The sequence below is a fragment of the Methanobrevibacter sp. genome (genome assembly GCF_017410345.1).
Taxonomy (GTDB): domain Archaea; phylum Methanobacteriota; class Methanobacteria; order Methanobacteriales; family Methanobacteriaceae; genus Methanobrevibacter.
Genome location: NZ_JAFQQZ010000030.1, coordinates 1 through 26074, shown reverse-complemented (window position 1 = coordinate 26074; position 26074 = coordinate 1). Strand labels below are relative to the sequence as shown.

Annotated in this window: 26 protein-coding genes; all 26 read left to right on the top strand. The window is 35.2% G+C overall.

All coding sequences use genetic code 11. The features are described from left to right. Positions 1-474 precede the first annotated feature (474 nt). The 26 genes from mcrB to IJE13_RS04045 all read left to right on the top strand — a co-directional run bounded on the left by mcrB (position 475) and on the right by IJE13_RS04045 (position 26040). Positions 475-1806 (top strand): coenzyme-B sulfoethylthiotransferase subunit beta, encoded by a 1332-nt coding sequence (mcrB, locus tag IJE13_RS04170; RefSeq protein ID WP_292777447.1) that lies wholly within the window; start codon positions 475-477, stop codon positions 1804-1806. A 97-nt stretch (positions 1807-1903) separates the two neighbouring features. Further along, positions 1904-2359 (top strand): methyl-coenzyme M reductase operon protein D, encoded by a 456-nt coding sequence (mcrD, locus tag IJE13_RS04165; RefSeq protein WP_292777445.1) that lies wholly within the window; start codon positions 1904-1906, stop codon positions 2357-2359. Between the two features lie 32 nt (positions 2360-2391). Continuing rightward, positions 2392-2988, top strand: a complete 597-nt coding sequence (gene mcrC / locus IJE13_RS04160; RefSeq protein WP_292777442.1) for a methyl-coenzyme M reductase I operon protein C — start codon at positions 2392-2394, stop codon at positions 2986-2988. A gap of 2 nt (positions 2989-2990) precedes the next feature. Then, a complete protein-coding gene (gene mcrG / locus IJE13_RS04155; RefSeq protein ID WP_292777440.1) occupies positions 2991-3743 on the top strand; it encodes a coenzyme-B sulfoethylthiotransferase subunit gamma in 753 nt (250 codons plus the stop codon). Between the two features lie 14 nt (positions 3744-3757). Further along, positions 3758-5410, top strand: a complete 1653-nt coding sequence (gene mcrA / locus IJE13_RS04150) for a coenzyme-B sulfoethylthiotransferase subunit alpha (RefSeq protein WP_292777438.1) — start codon at positions 3758-3760, stop codon at positions 5408-5410. A 778-nt stretch (positions 5411-6188) separates the two neighbouring features. Next, entirely contained in the window at positions 6189-7061 is an 873-nt protein-coding gene (mtrE, locus tag IJE13_RS04145) for a tetrahydromethanopterin S-methyltransferase subunit E (RefSeq protein ID WP_292777436.1), read from the top strand. A 12-nt stretch (positions 7062-7073) separates the two neighbouring features. Further along, positions 7074-7775 carry a tetrahydromethanopterin S-methyltransferase subunit D gene (gene mtrD, locus IJE13_RS04140; protein WP_292777433.1) on the top strand — a complete coding sequence of 234 codons (702 nt, stop codon included), beginning with the start codon at positions 7074-7076 and terminating at the stop codon, positions 7773-7775. A 1-nt stretch (position 7776) separates the two neighbouring features. Continuing rightward, complete coding sequence (mtrC, locus tag IJE13_RS04135) at positions 7777-8595, top strand: tetrahydromethanopterin S-methyltransferase subunit MtrC (protein WP_292777430.1); 819 nt, start codon at positions 7777-7779, stop codon at positions 8593-8595. 14 nt (positions 8596-8609) lie between these two features. Beyond that, positions 8610-8930, top strand: coding sequence for a tetrahydromethanopterin S-methyltransferase subunit B (locus IJE13_RS04130; RefSeq protein ID WP_292777428.1), 321 nt, complete (start codon positions 8610-8612; stop codon positions 8928-8930). Further along, complete coding sequence (mtrA, locus tag IJE13_RS04125; RefSeq protein ID WP_292777425.1) at positions 8931-9668, top strand: tetrahydromethanopterin S-methyltransferase subunit A; 738 nt, start codon at positions 8931-8933, stop codon at positions 9666-9668. It abuts the gene before it with no gap. A 15-nt stretch (positions 9669-9683) separates the two neighbouring features. Further along, positions 9684-9890: a tetrahydromethanopterin S-methyltransferase subunit F gene (locus IJE13_RS04120; protein ID WP_292777423.1), complete on the top strand. Its 207-nt coding sequence runs from the start codon at positions 9684-9686 to the stop codon at positions 9888-9890. Between the two features lie 12 nt (positions 9891-9902). Further along, entirely contained in the window at positions 9903-10151 is a 249-nt protein-coding gene (gene mtrG / locus IJE13_RS04115) for a tetrahydromethanopterin S-methyltransferase subunit MtrG (RefSeq protein WP_292777420.1), read from the top strand. A gap of 15 nt (positions 10152-10166) precedes the next feature. Continuing rightward, positions 10167-11099, top strand: a complete 933-nt coding sequence (gene mtrH / locus IJE13_RS04110; RefSeq protein ID WP_292777417.1) for a tetrahydromethanopterin S-methyltransferase subunit H — start codon at positions 10167-10169, stop codon at positions 11097-11099. 363 nt (positions 11100-11462) lie between these two features. Further along, on the top strand, positions 11463-12944 hold the full coding sequence (locus tag IJE13_RS04105; protein WP_292777414.1) for a methanogenesis marker 14 protein: 1482 nt from the start codon (positions 11463-11465) through the stop codon (positions 12942-12944). A 112-nt stretch (positions 12945-13056) separates the two neighbouring features. Next, on the top strand, positions 13057-13689 hold the full coding sequence (locus tag IJE13_RS04100; RefSeq protein WP_292777411.1) for an NTP transferase domain-containing protein: 633 nt from the start codon (positions 13057-13059) through the stop codon (positions 13687-13689). A 390-nt stretch (positions 13690-14079) separates the two neighbouring features. Further along, positions 14080-14358, top strand: coding sequence for a PRC-barrel domain-containing protein (locus tag IJE13_RS04095; protein WP_292777407.1), 279 nt, complete (start codon positions 14080-14082; stop codon positions 14356-14358). Positions 14359-14775: 417 nt separating this feature from the next. Continuing rightward, positions 14776-15534 carry a Fe-S cluster assembly ATPase SufC gene (gene sufC, locus IJE13_RS04090; RefSeq protein ID WP_292777405.1) on the top strand — a complete coding sequence of 253 codons (759 nt, stop codon included), beginning with the start codon at positions 14776-14778 and terminating at the stop codon, positions 15532-15534. Then, positions 15515-16747 (top strand): SufD family Fe-S cluster assembly protein, encoded by a 1233-nt coding sequence (locus tag IJE13_RS04085; RefSeq protein ID WP_292777449.1) that lies wholly within the window; start codon positions 15515-15517, stop codon positions 16745-16747. The genes sufC and IJE13_RS04085 overlap by 20 nt, the downstream gene beginning before the upstream one ends. A 950-nt stretch (positions 16748-17697) precedes the next feature. After that, a complete protein-coding gene (locus IJE13_RS04080; protein ID WP_292777403.1) occupies positions 17698-18123 on the top strand; it encodes a hydrogenase iron-sulfur subunit in 426 nt (141 codons plus the stop codon). A gap of 20 nt (positions 18124-18143) precedes the next feature. Next, positions 18144-19070 carry a F420-nonreducing hydrogenase gene (locus IJE13_RS04075; RefSeq protein WP_292777401.1) on the top strand — a complete coding sequence of 309 codons (927 nt, stop codon included), beginning with the start codon at positions 18144-18146 and terminating at the stop codon, positions 19068-19070. Position 19071: 1 nt separating this feature from the next. Next, complete coding sequence (locus IJE13_RS04070) at positions 19072-20499, top strand: Ni/Fe hydrogenase subunit alpha (protein WP_292777398.1); 1428 nt, start codon at positions 19072-19074, stop codon at positions 20497-20499. Between the two features lie 15 nt (positions 20500-20514). Then, complete coding sequence (locus IJE13_RS04065) at positions 20515-21747, top strand: 4Fe-4S binding protein (protein ID WP_292777395.1); 1233 nt, start codon at positions 20515-20517, stop codon at positions 21745-21747. Positions 21748-22050: 303 nt separating this feature from the next. Further along, a complete protein-coding gene (locus IJE13_RS04060) occupies positions 22051-23292 on the top strand; it encodes a dihydroorotase family protein (RefSeq protein WP_292777392.1) in 1242 nt (413 codons plus the stop codon). Between the two features lie 330 nt (positions 23293-23622). Continuing rightward, positions 23623-23802 carry a hypothetical protein gene (locus IJE13_RS04055; RefSeq protein WP_292777389.1) on the top strand — a complete coding sequence of 60 codons (180 nt, stop codon included), beginning with the start codon at positions 23623-23625 and terminating at the stop codon, positions 23800-23802. A gap of 72 nt (positions 23803-23874) precedes the next feature. Continuing rightward, a complete protein-coding gene (locus tag IJE13_RS04050; protein ID WP_292777387.1) occupies positions 23875-25023 on the top strand; it encodes a nucleotidyltransferase family protein in 1149 nt (382 codons plus the stop codon). 282 nt (positions 25024-25305) lie between these two features. Then, positions 25306-26040 (top strand): peptidylprolyl isomerase, encoded by a 735-nt coding sequence (locus tag IJE13_RS04045; RefSeq protein ID WP_292777385.1) that lies wholly within the window; start codon positions 25306-25308, stop codon positions 26038-26040. The last annotated feature ends 34 nt before the right edge of the window (positions 26041-26074 follow it).

Genomic DNA, 26074 nt, shown 5'->3' with positions numbered 1-26074 from the left:
TTTTTTTAAAATTTCTAAAATTTTCCTAAAAAACAGCTAATTTTTTGTAATACTGAAAGTAATACTTTTATTCACAATGAGTAATATTCGTAATTTTCACGATTTTTAATTTTTTTCTTTATTTTTAATTTTAGAGATTATATTATCTTTATCTACTGTATTAAGATTAAATTGATATTGATTTTTTATTTTATAATGGATATATGTATTATTTTTAAGTTTCATTGATTTTAATCAATTTAAAAAAGTATTACTTTTAGCCAAGTTTATAATAAAAAATTTTTAAAAAATTATTACTTATAAACCTTTCTATTTAATTCTTAAACGAATGTTTATATTATATATTAAATAAACTAATATTTGTATACCAAATAGCTGGCTATTGCAAAAATTTTGCTGGATAGCTTACTCATAAAAAACTAAAAGTTTTTTCATGGGTGGTATATTAACTCTATTTATTTAGGAGGGAAAAAATTGGCAAAGTTTGATGATAAAGTCGATTTATACGACGACAGAGGTTCATTAGTCGAAGCTGATGTACCAATCGAAGCTCTAAGTCCGTTACACAACCCTGCTATTAAGAATATTATTAGCGGTGTAAAAAGAACTGTAGCTGTAAACTTAGAAGGTATCGAAAAATCTTTAAAAACTGCTTCCGTTGGTGGAGCAAAATCTAAAATTTTAGGTAGAGAAATGGATCTTGACATCGTAGCTCAAGCTGACTCCATTAACGCTACTATGAAAGAAATGCTTCAAGTAACCGAAGACGACGACACTAAATGTGAAGTACTCTCTGGTGGAAAAAGGATTTTAGTCCAAATTCCAACTATCAGATTAGACTCTTCCGCAGAATACTCCGTAGCAACCTTAGCTACCGCAACTGCATTAACTCAAGCTATTATCAAAGAGTTTGACGTAAACATGTACGACGCAAACATGGTAAAAGCTGCTATCTTAGGAAGATACCCACAATCTGTAGAATACATGGGTTCCAACTTAAAAACCATGTTAGACGTACCACAAAAATTAGAAGGTCCTGGTTACTCCTTAAGAAACATTAAAGCAAACGACTTCGTAGCTGCTACCTTAAAAAATACTTTACAATCCACTGCTCTTGCAAGTATTTTCGAACAAACTGCAATGTTTGAAATGGGTGACGCAGTCGGTGCATACGAAAGAATGCACTTATTAGGTTTAGCTTACCAAGGATTAAACGCAGACAACATGGTATTAGGCCTCGTACAAGACAACGCAAAAGACGGTACTGTAGGTACTATCGTACAAGACACCATTGCTAAAGCTGAAGCTGACGGTGTAATCGCTGTAGAAAAAGAATTAACCGGATACAACATGTACGCAACCAGTGATGCTGCAAAATGGAACGCATATGCTGCTGCTGGATGTACTGCTGCTATTATGGTTAACGTAGGTGCAGCAAGAGCTGCTCAAGGTATTCCATCTACTATTCTCTACTTCAACGACAACATCGAATTCGCTACCGGTTTACCTGGTATTGACTTCGGTAGAGCTGAAGGGGTAGCTGTAGGATTCTCTTTCTTCTCTCACTCTATCTATGGTGGAGGAGGTCCTGGTTTATTCAACGGTAACCACGTAGTAACCAGACACAGTAAAGGATTTACCATCCCTTGTGTAGCTGCTGGTATGGCATTAGATGCTGGTACCCAACTCTTCTCTCCAGAAGCAACTTCTGGATTAATTAAAGAAGTATACAGTGAGATTGACGAATTCAGAGAACCACTCAAATACGTTGCTTTAGCAGCTGCTGAGATTAAAGGTGACATCTAATTATCGAATTAATTTTTGTTAATTAAAATCTAATTTAAAATTCACAATAAATAATAAATATTTGAATCATTTGATTTGAATAACTGAGGTTAAAATAATGGATATTGAAATATTTCCACACAGAATTTTAGGTACTGACACAACTGAAAAAGTATTGAATGATTTGGAATCTTTGGATTCAGTTAAAAGAACAGTTATTCAAGGACCAAGACTCCCACCTCAAGATGAGATTGACCGTATTTATGGCGATCGCAGAGTCATTGTGGTAAACGGTGAGGAAGTTGAATTGAAAGTTAGGACTGGAAGAATTTTTGTTGAACTGTATGATGAATCTGGCATTGATGAAATTAGGGCAATATGTGATGAACATATTGACACAGGTTTCGACATTAATACCAGCAAAGCCCAATACATCAGGAAACAAAGGACTGTTACCGATGGATTGAAATATGGTGACAAGGCAGAAATTCCTGAAGAATTGATTGGTATCGCCGATACCAGATCCAAATTTAATGAACATGTCTCTATTCTAAAAAAGGATTCATTGGAATAAATATCTGTTAGTTTTGATATAGGTTTGATAATATGATTGGAAGATGCACACATCTTGTAGACTGCAGGGAAACAAGAGGTCTTGGTGAAGGAGGAGGAATTGCCCAAAGAGGAACTTTCGCAGAATGTGGAAGTGACGTCTTGGCGGTTGCTATGTCTCCAGGTCGTAGACACATTACCAAGCCGGTTTGTGAAATCACCTTTGGTTTACGTGAAGCTAACCTATTAACCAGTACCATGATATTGGATGCAGGTAGTGGTGTGCCACATGATGCTCCTGCCGGAGGTGCAGGAAACGCTTTTGGTTTGACTGACAAGGAAGTCGAGCAAATGCAAAAGTTTAAGGTTATTGTGGTTCATTTAGGTGGAGTGAGAAATCATATTACTTACAAAGCAAGATTGATCTTACGTAATGTAAACAAGCCTTGCGTTATTATTTGTGAATATCCTGTTGACTTTGAAGATTTTGCAAAAATAGGTGTTAAAACCGCAAAGGTCATGCCTGAAGAGGTAAAGACAGAAGGTAAAATTATGAATATAGTTTCAGGAGTTATTAGGGGACAAACAGTCTCACAAGAAAAATTAGATGAGATTATTAGAAAAGTTAGATTAACATTAGGAGATGCATAATTATGGCACAATATTATCCAGGAACTTCTCAGGTAGCTGAAAACAGAAGAAAATTTACTAACCCTGATGTGGAATTAGAAGTTTTAAGAGAAATATCTGATGAAGATGTAGTAAAATTATTAGGTCACAGAGCTCCAGGTGAAGAATACAAATCCGTTCACCCACCACTCGATGAAATGGACGAACCTGATGACATTATTAGAGAAATTGTAGAACCTATTGACGGTGCAAAAGCAGGGGACAGAGTAAGATACATCCAATTTGTAGACTCCATGTACTTTGCTCCAGCTCAACCTTTCTTAAGAGCAAGATCCTACGTATACAGATACAGAGGAATCGATACCGGTACCTTATCCGGAAGACAAATTATCGAAGCTCGTGAAAGAGATGTAGAAAGAATTTCTAAAGAAATTTTAGAAAACGAATACTTTGACACTGCACGTACTGGAATCAGAGGTGCAGGTGTACACGGTCACTCTTTAAGACTCGACGAAAACGGTTTAATGTTCGACATGTTAAGAAGACAAGTACTCAACAAAGAAACCGGTAACGTTGAAATGGTAAAAGACCAAATTGGTCGTGAATTAGACGAACCTGTAGTATTAGGTGAACCATTAGATGAAGATACTCTCAGAGCTAAAACCACAATCTACAGATGTGATGGTGAAGCTTACAGAGATGATGAAGACGCTGTAACTGTCTTAAGACAAATACACGTCACCAGATCTCAATTTGGTTACAACCCAGAATATTAAGGAGGTTTATTAAAATGGCTGATAAAAAATTCTTAGATGCAATGACTAAAAAGTTCAAAGAAGCTCCAGAAGAAAAAACTACTACCTTCTATAATATGGGCGGTTGGACTCAATCTGAAAGAAAAACTGAATTTGTAAACGAAGGTAAAGCAATCGCTGAGAAAAGAGGAATCCCAATGTACAACCCAGACATTGGTAACCCACTCGGTCAAAGAGCTTTAATGTCCTACCAATTATCCGGTACTGACACCTTCGTAGAAGGGGACGACTTACACTTTATTAACAACGCAGCAATGCAACAAGCTTGGGACGATATCAGAAAAACTGTAATCGTAGGTTTAAACACTGCTCACAACGTACTCGAAAAAAGGTTAGGTATGGAAGTAACTCCTGAAACCATTACCAACTACTTAGAAGTTGTAAACCACGCTATGCCTGGTGCAGCTGTAGTACAAGAACACATGGTAGAAACCAACCCATTATTAGTAGACGACTCTTACGTAAAAGTATTCACTGGTGATGACGACTTAGCAGCAGAAATCGACCCTGCATTCGTATTAGACATCAACAAAGAGTTCCCAGAAGAACAAGCTGAAGCTTTAAAAGCTGAAGTAGGCGGAGCTATTTGGCAAATTGTAAGAGTTCCATCTGTTGTAGGTAGAGTCTGTGACGGTGGTACCACTTCCAGATGGTCTGCTATGCAAATTGGTATGTCCATGATTTCCGCATACGGACAATGTGCAGGTGAAGGTGCTACTGGTGACTTCGCATACGCATCCAAACACGCAGAAGTTATCGGTATGGGTACTTACTTACCAATCAGAAGAGCAAGAGCAGGTAACGAACTCGGTGGTGTACCATTCGGATTCATGGCAGATATCTGTCAAGCAACCAGAGTAACCGACGACCCTGTAGAATCTGCATTAGAAGTAGTAGCTTTAGGTGCTGCTTTATACGACCAAATTTGGTTAGGTTCTTACATGTCTGGTGGTGTAGGATTTACTCAATATGCTACCGCAGCATACACCGATAACGTATTAGACGACTTCTCCTACTTCGGTAAAGATTACGTAGAAGACAAATACGGCGACTTATGTGCAGCTCCAAACACTATGGACACTGTTCTTGATGTAGGTTCTGAAGTAGCATTCTACTCACTTGAACAATACGAACAATACCCAGCTTTACTTGAAACTCACTTCGGTGGTTCTCAAAGAGCTGCTGTTATTTCCGCAGCTGCAGGTATTTCCACTGCATTCGCAACTGGTAATGCACAAACCGGTTTATCTGCATGGTACTTAGCACAATACTTACACAAAGAACAACATTCCAGATTAGGATTCTACGGTTACGACTTGCAAGATCAATGTGGTGCAGCTAACGTATTCGCTATCAGAAACGACGAAGGTTTACCACTTGAATTAAGAGGACCTAACTATCCTAACTATGCAATGAACGTAGGTCACCAAGGTGAATACGCAGGTATCGCACAAGCACCTCACAGTGCTCGTGGAGACGCATTTGCAGTTAACCCTCTCGTAAAGATTGCATTTGCTGACAAGAACTTGCCATTCGACTTCACTAAAGTCAGAGCAGAATTTGCTAAAGGTGCTTTAAGAGAATTCGAACCTGCAGGTGAAAGATCTATCATCATTCCAGCAAAATAAGTTTGGTGTAAACGGGAAATATATAAATAAGGTTTTTAATCATGAAGCTTTTCAGCTTCATGGATTTTACCTTATTTATTTTTTTCAAAATAATATTTGTTTGTATAAAGTAGAATGGATTTTTTATCAATTTATTTTGAAAATAATAAAATGTAATTTATAATGAAAATTTAAAAAAAATTGGTTTCAAAATAAGAATTTAACTTAATTTAAATGGATTATTTATCAATTAATTTTGATAAATCGCTTAAAAATTAAGGCAATACTAAAAATAATTGATAAAAATTGAGATTTTTTAGTAAAGCTTATATATATTGTTTTAAAAAAAATATAGAATATAGAGAGTTTACTGTCTCTAAATTAATTAATTCTTAGTTTATTTTAATTTAAGTGAACTTGAGAAAATTTTTGGTTTATCTTTTTAATTATTCAGGTTTAATTATTAAGATTTTTAGATTTATTCATCAAATATTTCATTCTTAACACTTTAAGGATTTAATCTAGCTAGATTAAAAGCTAAGTGGTTTGCCTTGGCTTATTTGATTTATAAAATCTTTGTTTAAGTTATGAGGTATAATCATAAAGTATAAAATCATTCAGATGTTCTAAAAATGGTCTAAATTTTGCTTTAGTCCATTATTTAGTCCATTTTTATTTTATGTCTTTATGGTTTTATATTTGAGCGGAATATATCTAAATGTGATCAATAGGAAAATTGGTCGCGTAATAATTTATTAAATAATTTAAATTTAATAAAATTTAAGGAGGAAAAGAAAATATGGACCCTATTACATTAGGTGTAGTCGCATTGATGGGTGCAGCAGCAACCATTGCTGGTGCTGCAGAGGACTTAGAGTCTGACATCGGTTCACAAAGTAACCCTAACTCACAAGTTCAACTCGCTCCACAGATGGGACATTTACACCGTATGATAAATAAGGCAGCTTCTGGGGAACCAGTAGCATACGGATGCTGGTGTGGTATCGCTGGTGCTATTGCAGCTCTTGCTATGGGTATGGGTATTTTACCTATAGTAGCAATTGCAATGGGTTCTACTGTCGCTGCACTTGTTCACGCAATTTATACAGTCACATCACACATGGGAAGGATTGTTGGTCAATCTCAATTTGAACAACCATTATTTATGGACGTATTAACCCAATCCTTAGGCCCTATCGCAGCTCATGGTTTTATAGCAAGTTTCGGTATTGTAGGAATCGCTTACTTAATGACTCTTCCATTAGATGGACTTGGACACCCATTCCCATTACCATTACTCGCTGTACTTTGGGGAATTACTATTGGTGCAATCGGATCATCCACAGGGGATGTTCATTACGGTGCAGAAAGTGAATACCAAAAATTCGACTACGGTGGAGGTACTCCTGTAGCTATCCAAGGGGATATTGTAACTAAAGCTCCTCTCGGTGCTAAGAACTCTATCGACGTAGGTAACTTCTGTGCTAAATATGGTGGACCTTTAACCGGATTCTGTTTCGGACTTATTGTTTTCGTAAGCTTCTGGATCACTATTGTATTCGGAGCTCTCGGAGGACAAATCGTAGGTATTATCATCGTATTATTATTAATCGCTGCTAACTACTTACTTGAAAAGTCTACAAGAGAAAGATTCGGACCATATGAGGAATAAGGAGGTTACATTATGAATCTTATATTATTTATTATATGCGTTGTAATCGCAGGTATTATTATGGGTGGAGGTGTACACTTCATTCCTGTAGGTGGTGCTCCTGCAGCTATGGCTACCGCTACCGGTGTAGGAACTGGTACCGCAATGTTAGCAGCTGGTGCAGGTTTAACTGGACTCATTACCGCAGCTTCTATGACTGGTCAACCAGTATGGTTAATCGTCTTAGCAGGTGCAGTCGGTTCCATGTTAATGATGGGTATCACCATGCTTATTGGTAACTTTATTTATATTTTCGGTGTTGGTGTAGTACCAGCATCTGGTAAAGCAGCAGTCGACCCAATTACTGGTTGGAACCAAGAAAAATACAAAACTCCTGGTACCGAAGGACACGGTATTCCTACCGTATGTTACATCAGTGGTATCATCGGTGGTTTACTTGGTGGTGCTGGTGGAGGATTAGTCTACTGGGCAATTAACGAATTCGCTACCGCAAACTTAACCGGATTTGACGCTACTGTAATCGCTGGTTTAGCAGCTATTCTTTCAGTAGGTATGTTCTTTATCAATTCCGTAACTGCTTCCTACAACATTGGAGGTACTATTGAAGGTTTCGTAGACCCTAAATTCAAAAGACTCCCAACTGGAATCCTCGCTTGTGCTGTTGTTTCTCTTGTAGCTGCTATTTTCATTGTTTTAATGATTGGAGGTATTTAAGATGTCTGCTGGAGGAAGTGGAGCACCTGCAGAAGGTGCTGTAGATGCTAATGTATTATTAGCAGTTGGTATTATCGGTGGATTAATCGGTATTTATGCGTCTGCAATTCATCCTGTTATTGGCCCTGTCATCTCATGTCTTGGTGCAGTTTGTGCAATCCTTTGGGGTGTACTCGCTATTCGTAGTGTAGCAAGTTACGGTTTAGGTACTGGTGTACCTTCAATTGGTTACATGTCCTTAGGTATTGGTGTAATCGGTGCATTAGCAGGTGTAGGCATAATCGCTGTATTAGGTTTAAATGGATTAGAAATGCTCGGGCCAATACTTGCATTGGCATTCGCTATGCTCATTGGTTTATTAGTTGCAATCGTTGCTAAAAAAATTGTTGGAATGAAAATCCCTGTTATGGAAAGATGCACTGCTGAAATTGCAGGTGCTGCAGCTTTATCTGTACTCGGTTTCTCTGCTGCAATTGCAGGAGGATACTCTATTGATTTAATCTTAAACGCTGTTGTAGCTCCTGGATTCATCGCTGTATTCTACATATTATGTACTATGGCTATCCAACACCCATTCAACGCATGTTTAGGTCCTAACGAAGATCAAGTTAGAACTCTTAAATGTGGTGCATCCACTGCATTCTTAACCATGATCATTACCGGTATTCTTGCAATTTCCGCTGGAGGAATTGCATGGTTTGTAATTTTAGTTGTTGGACTTATCGGATGGTACGTATCATTTAAAATGTTTGTTAACGCTTCTTGCGAAGCAGCAGCATCAGTTAAATGGTCCGGTTTATGGCCAAAAGTTGAGGAATAAGGAGGTTGTTATAGATGGTATTACCTTTAATACAATTTATTCCTGAATTAAACTTAAATCTTGATCCTGAAACCGGTATTCTCGGTGCAGGTGGTGGAGATTTAATTATCCTTTCAATGGATGAAATTAACGCAGAAATCGCAAAAGTCGAAGCAGCTGCTGACGAATTAATGAATTCCTTAGATCCTAATTCCGCACCATTAGGTTCCTTCCCAGGAAGAGAAGGTAACTTTGTCATTGCAGGTAAATTAACCAACATGGTTTATGGATTTATCATAGGAATGTTCCTTATCATGGCAGCAATGCCTATATTAACAGCTATGGGGGTTTTATAGATGGCTGACAAAAAACCTGCTGCTGATAATTGGCCTGTAGTAAGTGGAGACTACATCGTAGGGGACCCTGAAAGTCCTGTTGCTGTAACTACTTTAGCTTCTCACAATGAAGATATCCCAGCGGCTGCTGGAGCAGCTATTGCTGGACCTTGTAAGACTGAAAACTTAGGTATTGAAAAAGTTGTAGCAAACATCATTTCAAACCCTAACATCAGATTCTTAATCCTTTGTGGAGCTGAAGTGCAAGGTCACATTACTGGTCAAAGTATCCAAGCATTACACGAAAATGGTTGCGACCCTGAAAAGAAAAAAATCACTGGTGCTACCGGTGCTATTCCTTTCGTAGAAAACATTCCTATGGAAGGTGTAGAAAGATTCCAACAACAAGTTGAACTTGTTGACATGATCGACAACGAAGACGGTGGAGCAATCACTGCAAAAGTAAAAGAATGTATTGAGAAAGATCCTGGTGCTTTTGAAGAAGATGCTATGGTTATTGAAGTGAAAGAAGGAGATGATGACGAAGACGAAGGTGAAGAAATTCGTCCTATTTCCGCAGAAACTGCATTACTTGAAGCAAGAATCAGAAACATTGACACTCAAGTAAAATTAGTTGGTGCCGTACAAAGAAATATGGCAGGTAACTATGCAGGTAAAGTCCAAGGTATTATGATTGGATTGGTATTCACTTTAGTAATCGGTTTCTTATTATTGATGGCACCATTATTAGGTGCATAACTGGAGGTTTTATAAATGGTTAGATTTTCAAACAAACCAAATACTCGTGGTATTAGAAATGCTTCTAATAATGTAGAATACCGTGCAAAGCTCTTAGGAAGAGAAGGAAGACTATTCGCTGGCGTAATCAGCACCAGATTTTCTGGAGTAGCTATTGGTCTCGGAATTGCTCTTGCATTAGCAGTTGTTATTCCAGCTATAGCTAAATTATGTGGATTATAGAGGTGTTAAAAAATGTCTGAAGAATCAGTACCTCAAATTATTGTATCTACCGACGATATGGCAGCTGCAACTCAAAAATTAGATGAAGCTGAAGAAAAAGTAGAATTTGCTGTTGGTGAATACTTCCAACGTTTAGGACAACAAAACGGTAGAGATATTGGTATTTTATATGGTATAATTTTAGGTCTTGTAATTTTAATAGTGTCTATTGAATTTGGTTTAGTAAGTGCAATGAATACTATTATGGCAGGATTAATCTAAAACGGAGGATTATAAATGTTTAGATTTGATAAAGAACAACTTGTCGTAGATATTGCTGGAGTAAAAATGGGAGGACAACCTGGTGAATACCCTACCGTTTTAGCAGGAACTATTTTCTACGGCGGACACAAAATTATTAGTGACGAAAAAGCAGGGGACTTTGATAAAGACGCTGCTGAAGGATTAATTAAAACTATGGAAGAAATGTCTGATGTAACCGGAAACCCTTGTGTTGTACAAACTTTCGGTGCTACTGCAGAAGCTATGGTAAAATACTTAGAGTTTGTAGGAGACATCTGTGACAAACCATTCCTTATCGACTCAACTGCTGCAGCTGCAAAAATTGCAGGTGTAGAATACGTACAAGAAGCAGGATTAGCTGAAAGAGCTGTATACAACTCCTTAAGTATGGCAGCAGAACCTGGTGAAATTGAAGCTGTAGCTAACTCTGACATCGACGCATCCATTCTCTTAGGTTTCAACCCAATGACTCCTGGTGTACCAGGTAAATTGGAAATCTGGGAAACTGGTGGATCTGTAATCGATGAAGGTATTCTCGAAATGGCAGAAAGATGTGGAATTACCAAACCATGGATGGACGTAGCAGTAACTCCTTTAGGACAAGGTGCAGGTCCTGCAGTAAGAACCTCTTACGCTGTAAAAGCTAAATGGGGATACCCTGTAGGTTCCGGTATTCACAACGTACCTTCCGCATGGGATTGGTTAAGACAATACAAAAAAGAACACAAAGAAGCATGGCCTGTATGTGATATAGGTTCCAACATCGTACAACAAATGGCTGGTGGAGACTTCGTACTTTTCGGTCCTATCGAAAACTCAAGACTCGCATTCCCAGCTTGTGGTATGGCAGATATCATGATTGCTGAAGCAGCAAGAGATATCGGTACCGAACCTATTGAAGCACACCCATTGAACTTATTATTATAATTTGAAGGGGTCCGAGATTAGATGATTTATTTCATCTAATCTTTTTCAAATTATAACCAAGCTTCACGGACTTCAGTCCGTAGAACCTTGACCAAAATTTTTTCTATATTTTTTTCTAATTTTACTATTTTTATTTTATTTTAACGATTTACTTGTTTTACTACTTTTAATGTTCTGCTTTTTTTAATAACTTTTTTTAATAACTACTTTTAATGAATTGCATTTTTTAACTATTTTAACAATTTATAACTTTTCTATTCCCCATCTTCACTCTATTTTACTAATTCTCAAAATTATTTAACAAAATTTATATTATTTGATGAAAATAGTATATAATATATAGAAAGATTATGGGGATTTTATATGTCTTTTTTAGATAAATTTTTTAATAAGGGACCTAAGCCAATTATTGCTGAAAGTCAACCAAGGGATTTAAGTATTTTAAAAGCAGGTAACAGACCTCAAGGTCCAGGTGTTATGGCGGCTCAACAGGATGAATACTATGTAACCGCTTCTGTAGAGTTAGGTAACACTACCACTAAATGTGTTATCATGGCTACAAATTTAAACAATAGTCAGTCTTATTTAATTAATAAAACAGTTAATATGACAAGGGATGTCAGAGCGCCTAAACCTGGAGAAGAAGTCTTCGGTAAGACAGTTTGGGGCATTGAACTTTCTAAGGAATCCGTTGCAGATATGATTAAGGACACTGTTTTGGAATCACTTAAAAAAGCTCATATGGATATGGATGAGGATTTGGACTTTGTAGTAAGATCCACTGGGGTCACTGCAGGTTTTGCTACTACTCAGGAAGTAGGTCAAATGGTAAAGGCTTTAGCAGACGGTTGTCTTGATGCAGGTATATCCCATACAAAAATGGCTCCTGCCATGTCAACTGCACACCTTCCAAAAAGACTTCAGAAATACACTCTCCTCGATAATGTAATGTTTGATGGTGCTGTAGTAAGTGTAGTTCCACCAAAAGGAAAAGAAGTTGTAGCAAATGAAATGGAAGGGGAACTTGTTACTGCAGGTATTAAATTAGGTGCCAAATGGACTGAAGTGGACTATAGAAACCCATGTGTATCCTTGGACTTTGGTTCTACCTTGGCAGGTAGGATTGTAAATAAGGATGAGCCTTATGCAAGTACTGTTGGAAACTTCTTGGGATTAGCTGGAGTAATTTCAGACTCCTTGGCAAAAGGTTCCAAGCAAATTGACCAAAAGAACGGTGCTGCATTGGACATATTCGATCCTAAATTGCTTAAGAAGGCAGATGGCAAGAAACATCAGGAAAAAGCCAAACAATATGCTAAGGAAGCTCATGAACTCATTAACATCTGTAAGGTTCCTGAAGGAATTGACAGGTTTGGTACCGTTCCTTTGGATGCTGCAGGTGCTAAGGCAGCAGGTACTTGTTTAATCGGTTGTGATGTAGGTAACAATGCAGATGGTCTTGACGGATTGGTTGAAATCGGTGCTAAGATCTATGAGGATGAAGGAATTCCTACCTTGCTTGCTACAATGGACCATGTAAGTGCAAATATCGTTTACAGAGTTCTTGATGTGGCATTTGAAGAGAACCTCATTCTTGACGGTTCCATCTTAGGAGTCACAGGAAGGGCAGGAATCACTGGTAAGAAACCAGAGCTCATTCTGGAATATGCTCAAGATAAATTCAAGGATGTCGTATTTGTAGAGGATGGACTCGCTCTCGGTTCTGCGATTATGGCTCGTTGTATGAACTCCATGGGAACTCAAAAGAACCCTCTTGGTGGAAACCAAGGAGAAAGATGCATTCTCAAGAAGAGAATGCAAGCACAAGGTACTATTCCAAAATAGTTGCCTTATTTTCTTTTTTTATTTATTTTAATTTTTTTTAGAATTTTTACTTTTTTAATTTTCATATATTTTTTTAAAGAATTTTTCTTAAAAGTTTGCTAATGGTGTGTTTATGATAATCGCTCTTGTAATGGCTGGTGGAAAAGGATTAAGATTAAAGTCTGAAATAGAAAAGCCACTTTATCCACTGAATGACAAGCCATTGATGAGTTATGTTCTCGAAAACATTAAAGACTCTAAATTAATCGAAAAGACAGTTGTGGCTGTCAGTCCCAATGCTCCAAATACAAAGGATTATCTGATCAATGATTTGAATTTTTCTAATTTTGATGAATCATTTTATGATAGTGATAAAAAGGATTATTATCTGGACACATTAGGCAAGGGATTTGTCGAAGACCTTTCAAATATTCTTGAAATTTTTGAGAAAAGATCAAAAGATGACATTTTGATTTTCATCAATGCAGACCTGCCACTTGTAAATGGTGAGATACTTGATGAGATCTTAAGCCATTACTTAAGTCAAGAAAAACCTGCATTATCAACATTGGTTCCGGTTGAAATTTTCGAAAAGTATGGGGTAAATTATTCCTATGAATTTAATGGAAAAGTCCCTTCAGGAATTAACATACTTAGGAGTGAAAATGTCGTTCAGGACGAGGAACTTTTAATTATTTCAAGGTATGAGTTAATTTTTAATGTAAATACTATCGAGACAGCTATATTAACCAATAAATTTTTATGATTTTAGTCAATTTTCACCACTTTTCACATATTTTTCACATAGTTTTTACAATTTTCCTGATCTAATCTTTTTCAATTTTTTTAGTATTTTTTTAGAGATTTTTCAATAATTTTCATTATAAAAATTATTTTAAAATCAAAAATTTTTACAATTATTTATTCTTTTTTAATTATTCCCATTATTTTTTATTCTTTTTTAGTTTTTTATACTATTTTTTCATTATTTTTCCTAAAAATATCAATAACTTTATATATTTCTTTAAATATAAACAGTAATAAGGTTAAACTAATGTTTTATTATTAAATTAGTTATTTAAATTGAGTGTTTTCATAAAGATTTAAAACACGAATCATACCTTCAATCATTTTTATAAAATTTATCGGTGAAAATATGGAAAATGCTGTTGCTAAACCTAATACTCATAGAAGAGAAGAAAAATTATGGAGTGAAATTAAAAGCTATCAAGTAGCTACTAATAATGCTCGTATTTTAGGAGTGCTTGATGAGTTAATCATTAATGAAAAAACTGGTAAAATCGTGGATATTGCAGTAAAAGTAGAAGCTGGACGTAATATTCATGTTAAAGGTGCAAAACGTAGAGGAGATTTATTATTAATCCCATTCACCAAAATAGAAAAAGTCGGAGAATTTATTATTGTAACTGAATAATTTTTCCATTTTCACTTTTTTTATTTTTTTATTTTTTCATTACACTTAATTTAAATTACACTTACTTCAACTATTTTTAATTGATTTAGTTTATTTAATCTATTTTTTAACTCTTTTTTTAACTCTTTTTTAACTATTTTTAATTGATTTAATCTATTTTTTTTTCTGATTTATCATAATTTTATTATAATATTATTAAATTTTTTCATTTCAACAGATCTATTTTTTTAAATTCTATAGAAACCTTAGCTAAAAATATCAATGTTTTTATATAATAAAATAAATATAATATTGTTATATAATGATGTTATATAAAGCCGTTATAACTATTGTTATGGCGGTCATATAAAAATATTCATTTTAAGATTTATTAAATAAGAATTAGCTTAGTAATTTAATCCATAGGGATGAGATGCAATGTTACTTGAAGTAAAAGATTTAGTTGTTGAAGTGGAAGGCAAACGTGTCTTGAATGGCGTAAACCTTGCCATAAGAGAAGGGGAAACCCACGTGCTTTTAGGCCCAAACGGTGCGGGGAAAAGTACATTGTTCCTGACCATATTAGGGTTCCCGAAATATGAGGTTGTAGAAGGATCAATCATATTCAATGGTGAAGACATCACTAATTTAACCACTACAGAAAGAGTTCAAAAAGGGCTTGGAGTAAGTTTCCAAAACCCTCCTGCCATTCGTGGTGTAAGCGTAAGGGACTTATTGAAATTCGAATCCAAGCAAGACCCTGATGAAGAGCTGAATCCAAGAATGCAAGAGCTTGCAAAAAAACTGAAATTCAGTGATGAATTCTTGGACAGAGACGTTAACAGAGGATTTTCCGGTGGGGAAGTCAAAAGGTCTGAAATTCTCCAATTGCTTGCTCAAGAACCGCTTTTCACCATGTTCGATGAGCCTGACTCCGGTGTGGACATTGAAAATGTGGAATTGTTGGCTGGAGAATTGAATGTTCTATTGGACAAGGATAAAAAGCCTGGTCAAAGGAAAAAGGCAGGATTGCTTATCACTCACTTAGGTTACATTTTGAATTTTGTCAAGGCGGATAAGGCACATGTATTGATGCATGGAGTGATTGCCTGTTCCGGTGACCCTGATGAAATCTTAGAAGACATTAGAAAAGAAGGATTTAAAGGATGTGTTGGCTGTGCGGAATGTGGAAAATGATGCTTTGAAAGCTAAGGATAAAAAAGCAGCTTTAGGTACTGATGTTGTTATTGAAAACTTTACAAAAGAGGATGTGAATGCCTTTGATGTATTGGATGACATCAAGGATGTTGACAAGAAAACCAAAAGAACCTTGCTTAGAGTAGGTGTTGACACCGAATCCGAAGAAAGATCAGGTTCTTTCCTGCAAATGGATCAATCCAACGTTTTCTCAAATTCCATTTCCAATTCTGTGGAAGTCATGAATACAGGCATGGCACTGGAAAAATACTCATGGCTAAAGGATTATATGTGGAATGCCGTCAAGCCTGATGCAGACAAGTACACTGCCCAAACAGCGCTTCGTGAAATTGAAGAGGAGAATTACAGCGGTTACTTTGTAAGGTCACTTCCTGGAACCAAAGAGGTTTTCCCGGTACAGGCATGCATGTTCATTGCAGATCAGGATGTAATGCAGACTGCACACAATATCATAATCGCTGAAGAGAATTCAGAGCTTCACTTGATTACAGGATGTGCAACCGGAGAAGACGTTTCATCTGCGCTTCACGTTGGAGTGTCTGAGATGTACCTCAAGCCAGGGTCCAAAATCACTTTCACAATGGTTCACAATTGGGCAGAACAGGTTGAAGTGCGTCCTAGAACTGCAATCATTCAGGAAAAGAATACCACTTATATTAACAATTACATTTTAACAAGCCCTGTAAATTCCATTCAATCTTATCCTACCACTTACTGTAATGGAGAGAATGCAAGGGCATTGTTCCAAAGTATCCAAAGCGGTAAGAAGGATTCAATCATTGATGTAGGTTCAAGAGCAATCTTAAATGCCCCAAAAACCAGTGCTGAGGTTATTTCCCGTGCTGTTGCAAATGATGAATCCAGCATATATTCCAGAGGGCACTTAGCAGGAAATGTTCCTAATGTAAAGGGACACTTGGAATGTCATGGATTGGTATTGGATGACAATTCATCAATTTATGCGGTTCCTGAACTTGAGGCAAATGCAGCAAACCTTGAAATGTCTCACGAAGCTGCAGTAGGTCAAATCGATGAAGAGGAAATCTACTACTTGACTTCAAGAGGACTCACTGAAGAGGAAGCCGCTTCCATGATCGTCAGAGGTTTCTTAAGCATGGACATCACAGGACTTCCTGATGAATTGGCTGCAGAAACTCAAAAGATGATTGACATGAGTTTAGATGGAATGTAGTTCAAGCTTTTCCGTTGCCTTCGGCAACGCAAAACCTTGACCAAAACTTTTTCACTTGTTGGGAGTATTTAACTCTTAACTTTTTTCATTTTTTTAATAATTTTTTCACAAATTTTTTAAAATTTTTAAAATAATTTCTATTTTTTCAAAATTTCTCATTTTTCAAAAATATCTTAAATTCTTTATTTTAGGCATTCCTTAATTTTAATCAATTTTTTTAAAATTTATTCTAAATTATAAAAATTGTTTTAATCAATTCTAACTTAATTTATTTTTTGTTCTAATCCTTATTTCACATTTAAGTAAAAATTGGCTTTTATTTTTATATAACTATTAATATATTTGCTTATTTTTTGATAATATTTCGTATAAATTGAAATTAAATTTCAGGCTTTGTAATATCTTTTTTTAAAAAAGTATTATAGTATATAAGTCTTGTGTATTTACTTTCCAAGTAAGCTTTATATTTATATTTAAATATAATATATAACAGTACATTAATGTTAAGCTGAGCTAGCTCATTAGCGTACGATGATTTGAGATTAAGGTATGCCTTAACATACTTTAATTATAGATTTGAAAAACTTTTTTAAAAAAGAAATTAGATTGAAATCTATAACTTTAAAAATTTTGATTTGGGTTTTTAAAGTTAAAACGGAATTCTTGAATTTTTTGATTTGGATTCAAGAAGGTAATCTATTGGGATTTTTGATTTGGATCCTTATAGGTTAAAAATAGTGAAAGCTATTTAGGTTGAATAATCTCAATTATTTCAATTTTAATAAAGTTTAATATTTTCAATCGGTATTAAATGAATTGAATTGTATCAGTTATGATTTGATGATATGGTTTAAGGATTATTAGATTGAAATAGTTGGATGAGTCTTAGACTAAATTAAACTTTATTTTAGGACTATAAACTAAAATTTTAATAGAGGAGGATAAACTCTATGTCTGAAGATATAAAAATTGTAATGTTTTGTTGTAACTGGTGTTCCTATGGTGGAGCAGATACTGCAGGTACTGCAAGAATGCAATACCCACCTAACATTCGTGTTATTAGAGTAATGTGTTCTGGAAGAATTGACCCTCAGTTTATTTTAAAAGCATTTAGAGACGGTGCTGATGGTGTATTCGTAGCAGGATGCCACATGGGTGACTGCCACTACGATGCAGGTAACTATAAACTTGACAGAAGAATGAGATTAGTTTATAAATTAGTCGAAGATATGGGAATCGGAAGAGAAAGAGTCCACCACGACTGGATTTCTGCTTCTGAAGGAGAAAAATTCGCTAGTTCTGTAAAAATGATGGTAAACAGAATTAAAGATTTAGGACCTTCCCCATTAAAAGCACAATTAGATGCTGAAGGATAGATTTAACTGGAGGATTATTTATGGCAGATAAAGCTAGAGTAGGAACTATGTGGCTCGGAGCATGTTCCGGTTGTCACTTATCCATTGCGGATTTTCACGAATCTTTATTAGATGTTTTAGAATTAGCACAATTCGAATTTTCACCAGTATTATGTGATACTAAATATGATGAAGTACCTGAATTAGACGTACTCATTGTAGAAGGTGGAATTAGAAACGAAGAAAACAGAGAATTAGCAGAAATGTTAAGAGAAAAAGCTGGCCTCGTTATTGCATATGGTACTTGCGCATGCTATGGTGGTATTCCTGGTCTCGGTAACTTACACACCGTTGAAGAATTAACCACTGAAGGTTACATTAACTCATGCAGTACCGTCAACCCAGAAGGTATTATTCCTAATGAAGACGTACCTGCATTAGAAAGCAGAGTAAGACCATTAGGTGAAGTAATCCAAGTTGATTTAGCAATTCCTGGTTGCCCTCCAAAATCTGACGTAGTAGCTGAAGCTATTCTTACCTTATTAAATGGAGGAACTATCGAATTACCAACCACTAACCTTTGTGAAGTATGTCCTAGAGAAAAACCACCTGCTGGTCTCGCTATGGACTTCATTAAAAGACAATTTGAAGTTGGTAAACCAGAAGATGACTTATGTTTAATTGCTCAAGGTTTAGTATGTATGGGACCTGCAACCGTATCCTTATGTGGTGCACAATGCCCAAGTATTGCTATCCCATGTAGAGGTTGTTACGGACCTACTGCTAAAGTAAACGATGCAGGTGCAAAAATGATTTCTGCGATTGCATCTGACTACGGTATTAACGAAGATAAAACCGTAGACCCTGAACAAGTAGCTGATCAATTAGATGACATTGTAGGTACTTTCTACACTTACACTTTACCAGCTGCTTTAGTCCCTGCTAAAATGCAAAAAGGAGGAAAATAATATGGTAAAACTTACTATGGAACCTGTAACTCGTATTGAAGGTCACGCAAAAATTACTGTACACCTTGACGAAGCAGGAAATGTAGAAGACACTAGATTACATGTTATGGAATTTAGAGGATTCGAAAAATTCTTACAAGGACGTCCAGCTGAGGAAGTACCTCGTATCGTACCTAGAATCTGTGGTATTTGTGATGTACAACACCACTTAGCAGCTGCTAAAGCTGTTGACCAAATCTATGGATTTGACGATGACGAAATCTTACCTGCTGCTTACAAAATGAGAGAATTAATGAACTGGGGATCTTACATGCACTCTCACGCTCTCCACTTCTACTTCTTAGCAGCACCTGATTTAGTCATTCCTGACGGAACCAGAAAAACAAGAAACGTTTTCCAAATTATCCAAGATATGCCTGAAGTTGCTTTACAAGCTATCAAAATCAGAAGAAACGGTTTAGATATTGTATCCGCAACTGGTGGTCGTCCAATTCACCCAACTTCCTCTACTCCTGGTGGTATCTCCACTGAATTAGATGAAGAAACTCAAGCTGACTTATTAGCAAAAGCTAAAGAAAACATTGAATTAGCACAAGCTACCATTGAATTGGCTGTACCTATCTTAGAAGAAAAAATTGACTTAGTCAAAACCTTAGGTTACTTCGGTGACACCCGTCACTGTGGTCTCGTAACCAAAGATGGTGACTGGGACGTATACAACGGTAAAGTAAGAATAAAAGATGTAGATGGTTCCATTTACACTGAATATAACAACCTTGAATACAAAGATGTTGTTGCTGAACACGTAAAACCTTACTCCTGGTTAAAATTCCCTTACATTAAGGAATTAGGATACCCAGAAGGTATTTACAGAGTAGCACCATTATCCCGTATTAATGTTTGTGACAAAATGCCTGATGCAGCTCCTTTAGCACAAGGTGCTTTAGAAGACTTCAGAGAAAGATTCGGTTACGCACAATACCCATTATTATTCCACTGGGCAAGATTAATCGAATTATTAGCTTCTGCAGAAATGGCTGCTGACGCATTAGAACAAGACTTATCCGGTGACAAATTCCCTGAAGCATTAGAAAGAACCGCAGGTGAAGGTGCAGGTATTGTAGAAGCTGCTCGTGGTACTTTAATCCACCACTACACAACTGATGACGAAGGTTTAATTACCCAAGCAAACATCATTGTAGCAACTATCCAAAACAACCCTGCAATGGAAATGGGTATTCAACAAGTAGCTAAAGATTACATCAAACCTGGCGTAGAAGTCGATGATAAGATTTTCAACTTAATGGAAATGGTTATCAGAGCTCACGACCCATGTTTATCTTGTGCTACCCACACTATGGATAGCCAAATGAGATTAGCTACTGTAGAAGTATATGACAGTGAAGGAAATATGATTAAAAAAATCTAACTTTGGAGTGTTAAAATGATAGTATTCAACGAAGATAGCTGTATTAAATGTGGAGCATGTGAAGGCGTTTGTCCTACAGCAGCTATTGAAGTAGGCGATCACATCGTTTACTGTGATACTTGTAGTGAAGAACCTAAATGTGCAGAAGTCTGTACCAAAGGCGCTTTACAAGTAGAAGACATAGCTATTGATGAAGAAGGAAACACTCAAGTTAGATTAATCTTTAACAAAACCAAATGTGATGAATGTGGAGATTGTGTAGACGCATGTCCTTCCAATACTCTTAAATTAGATGCAGAAGATTCTCAACTCCTTAAAGGATTCTGTGTAATGTGTCAAAAATGTGTTGACATTTGTCCTGTAGACGTTATCGGAGTTCCTGGAGTAAAAGAACCTGCAAGCAGAGTTATTGAACCAGAAGGCCGTGTATACATTGATGATTGTAAAGGATGTGGCGTATGTTTAGCTGAATGTCCTGTAGATGCAATCACCTTATCCGCTTACGGTGAACCTATCGAAGTGGATGAAGACAAATGTATCCAATGTGGAGTATGTTCACAATCCTGTCCATGGAACGCAATTTTCATCGCAGAAAATGCAAACCCTATCAAACGTACTAAAGACATGAAATCATTCACTTTAGACGCTGAAGCATGTATCGGTTGTAATTCCTGTGTTGACATTTGTCCTGGAAAATTCATTACTCCTAAATCTGACTTGACTGTAGCTCTTCCTGAAGTATGTGCTGCATGTGGTCTTTGTGTAAATGTATGTCCAGTAGATGCAATTGACTTAGATGTTGAATATGGAGCATCTAAATTCACCGCTACTGAAGGTATCTGTAGGGACGAAGAAAAATGTCTCTATGATGGTGGTTGTGCTTTAAAATGTCCTACTGAAGCTATAAAAGTAGTTACTAAAAGAGGAATGGAAGTACCTTCCCGTCAGAAAGACATGGGCGAGCAATCTTTCGTAATGTGTGTAAGATGTGGTGCTTGTGCAAATGTTTGTCCTAACGATGCATTAATCTTAGACTACGTAGACAAAGAAATTGATGGTGAAGTAGTATCTAGAGATAGAATCATCTTCAACCCATCTAAATGTGACGAATGTGGAGAATGTATTGACGCATGTCCATATGATATGTTACACAAAGCATACAAAGTTAACTTACCTATTGCTGGATTCTGTACACTCTGTGAACAATGTATCGCAAAATGTACTCCTGAAGCACTTTTCTTAAAATAGATAAGTTACAAACACAAAACAAAATTGAAACCTAAATTTAGGTTAAGGCACTTAACGTGGGGTTAAGTGCCTTTTTTTATTACTTTTTTTTACTTTTTTTTACATTTTTTTACTTTTTTTAAGTGAGTTTTTCTATTTTTTTAATCAAATTTATTAAACATTAAATTAAATATTAAATTAATTATAGAATTATTATTGATTCAAGTAAAAATTTTCATCATTTTAGAAAATTTCTTTAGTTTTAAAGTTATCTTAAAATAATTTTAATAATTTCAAATATTTTATAAATGTTTCAGTGGTTTTATGTTTGATTTAGTTTTAAAAAATCTTAAGTTATTGGATTATTCTGATGGAGTGTCTTTAGCTATTGAAGATGGAAAGATAGCAAAAATATCAAAATCTTCAATTGAAGGAGATAAGGAGATAGATCTTAACGGACAGTTGGTATTGCCTGGCCTTATTGACCCTCATGTTCATTTTAGAGATCCTGGATTAACCTATAAGGAAGATTTCAGGACTGGGTCAATGGCTGCTGCACATGGTGGTTTTACATTTGTCATGGATATGCCTAACACTGTTCCTAAAACCAATACATATAAGGCATTTAAGGAAAAGCAAAAGATTGCAGAGTCCAAATCTGTAGTCAATTTCGGGCTTCATGCAGGATATTCCACACTTGAGGAGATGGAAAAAATCCTTGAGCTCAATCCTATGTCCTTTAAAGTCTTTATGGACTTGGAGAATGATGATGATTTGGATAAGATTTTTGAAGACATTTCCAATTTAAGCAAAAAACCAATTGTAACAGTCCATGCAGAAAAAAGAGATATTGTTTTAGATTCAACTGAAAAATTGCAGGAAGAGAGTGAAGCCATTGCATATAGCTATGGTAGGCCTGCAGAGGCTGAAGATGCATCAGTTCTTCAAGCCATTGAACTTTCTAAAAAGCATGGAGTGGATTTGCATATTTGTCATTTAAGCACTAGAAATGCAATGAATTTGGCAATTTCCAATAATATCAGCTTTGAATTCACTCCTCATCACTTATTATATGACAATACTGCATTCAATGAATTCGGCACACTCATAAAAACCAATCCTCCTTTAAGGGAAAAAGGCAAAAACATTACAGTAAAGTATTTGGATGGAAATTCAATGATAGGTACTGATCATGCCCCTCACAGTTTGGAAGAGAAGACCAAAGGAGTTTGGGATTCAAGTCCAGGCATTCCTTCATTGGAAACCGTTTTATCCCTATTGCTGACTGAGGTCAATAGATCAAATCTCGACTTGAATCTGATTCCAAAAATATTTTCAGAAAATGCTGCCAAAAGGTTTAATCTTGAAAACAAGGGGTTCATCAAGGAAGGATTCGATGCAGATTTGGTAGTGGTTGATTTAAATAAGGAGGGAGTCTTTGATATGGACAATTTCTATACAAAAGCGGAATACTCTCCATTCGATGGTCTTTCATATAAGGGAAAAGCAACCATGACAATAGTCAATGGGGAAATAATTATGGAAGATGATGTTTTAATCGGATAATTTCATCTTTCTTTTTTTCACAATTGATTTTTTTAATTTTCTAATTTTTTATTTGATTTTAAAATTAATTTTTTTCTTTTCTATTTTTTTTTTATTTGATTTTAATATTGATTTGAGTTTGAAAAATTGTCTTAATATTGAGTCAATTATTAATAATAATTCTTATTTTCTAATTTAAAAGCTTTATAGAAAATCTTTTTATTAATAAAAACCATATATTATAGTAATTCTCGAAAACATTGATTTAAGCGTGTTTTTTTATAAATAGTTATATATAGTAAACAGATTAAAAAGTATTAAAAAGTATAAAAAATTCATAGTTGGGATTATATGGTATCTAAAGCAAGTGATGAAAAAAGAGTTACTATTGTAATTGATAAGAATTTAGATTATAAGTTTAGAAAAATGGCCTCTCAAAAATTCCGCTTTGAGCCAAAGTGGTACAGCAAAGCAATTGAAGAAGCTGTAAATTTATGGATAGATGATAATATTGATGAGGATTTTGAATAGTCCTTATTTTTAGATTATGGATTTCTTGGATTTTAAATAGTTTTATAAATTCTAATGATTATATTATATATTATGCCTTCAATTGATTTTATAAAAGACATTCAAGAGAATGATAGAAAAACCTTTTTCAAGGATTTTGAAAATTCAAAAAGTTATGAAGCAAAGTCTTTCGATGATGAAGATCCAAAATCCTCTAATTCAAGGCCTTTGATTGCAGATTTTACAGAGTATTCACCTCTTCATAATGGCCATTTCCATTGCATGAAGACTGCAAAGGCTAAAATTCCTGATGGTCTGTTTGTAGCTGTTGTTCCTGGATTGTTTGAAAGAAGTGGCAGAGGCCTGCCTTATATCCTACATAGAAAGACTAGAGCTGAAATAGCCATTGCTGTAGGTGCAGACATTGTTGTTGAAGGACCGCCTATGGGAATTATGGGATCCGGACAATACTCCTTATGTTTAACCAAAATGTTTCAGGCTCTAAACACTGATTTCATTCCAAGAGGATATAGGCCTTTTGATGGCTATGAAAAGATTTTAGAGAGGATTTCCTTAGGTCATGGCGTAGCTCCAAAGCCTTATAGAATTGTTGATATGGACACCAAGGAAGTAATCTATAATGGAAAACTGGAAGAGGACAATTATGTCATAGTGTCATTTTCCAAATCATTGAAGAAGATAGGCTTTGACTTTAAGGATAAATTTATTTTTGTTCCACGTATTGAAGGCGTTAGCGGAACATTAATCCGTAAGGCATGTTCTGAGAATAATTTGGACTCTGTCAAGTCAATGCTGCCAAGTGAAACAATTAGGATATTGGAAAGGGAAATAAATGAGGATAGGGCTCCATTGCATGATTTGAGAGTTGAAGAGAATATCATTGATTCTGCAAACAATTTGTCTTTTGAGGAATTGCTCAAATTAAATTTCTTTAATGAGAAACTTGCAAATGAATTCATCAATAGGCGCCAGACAAGACCATTCGAATCAATATCAGAAATTGAGGATTCCATTTTTTATGGTTTCAGCACTCATTTTAAGAATAGGGTCTTAAGCATTTTGGAAACAAGGATCAATGCAGATATGATCTCAGAATATATTGACACTTATCCTAGCACCGTACGTGTCTTGAATTACAGAAATGAATCAGTTTTAGAGGAATTCAAGGAAAAAGTTTTCGAAAATGGGAATAAATACGTAAAGGATATAGTGATTGATTAAGCTATTTAAGATTCTACAGATTTTTTATTACTTTTCACGGGTTCTTTTTTTATTTTTTATTAATTCTTTTTTTAAATTTTAAAAATTTTTTGTTAAATTAGTAAATATTATATAATATCACTTATTAAAAATATATAATGAATATTTAATTAATTAAAAATTTAAAATTTTAATTAGCTAATATTTTATATTGATATTAAATTATTAAATTTACTATTCAATTTTATTAAATTACATTTTATGTAATAGTTTTTCATAATTAAGATTATAGGAGAATTATTTATGGCAATTAAAGAAGGAGATTTTGTAAGATTAAATTTCACTGGTAAAATAAAAGAAACTGATGAAGTATTTGATACCACTTCTGAAGACATCGCTGAAGAAGCAGGTATTTTAGTAGAAAATAAAGTTTATGGTCCAATTCCAATTATTGTTGGTGGAAATCATTTATTAAAAGCTATTGATGATGCAATTATCGGTACTGAAGCAGGAGAAGCTATTCACGTATCTGTAACTCCTGAAAACGGTTTTGGTCAAAGAAACCCTAATTTCATTCAATTAATTCCAATGAAAGAATTCAAAAAACAAGGCATGACCCCTGTTAGAGGCATGAAAATTACTGCAGATGCAGGTACTGGAAAAATCATTTCTGTTAATGGTGGAAGAGTTAAAGTTGACTTCAACCATGAATTAGCTGGTAAAAACTTAGAATATGATGTTTCCGTAGTGGAAGTCATTGAAGATGATGAAGAAAAGATCAAAAGTATGATTGAGTTACACTACTCTTACCCTAACATGGACTTGGATAAGACCGAAATCAAAATCGATGGTGACAAATTAAGCATCAAATTAGATGAAATCACCAGATTCGATCAAAAATCATACATGGATGTAACTTTTGCAAGATTCAGAATTTCCAAAGACATTTGGGACAATATGGATTATGAAAAAGTTGAATTCGTAGATGAATTCGAGAAAAAAGTAGAAGAACCTGCTGAAGAAGAAGCAGAAGAATAATTATTCTAACTTTTTCTTTTTATTTTTTACTTTT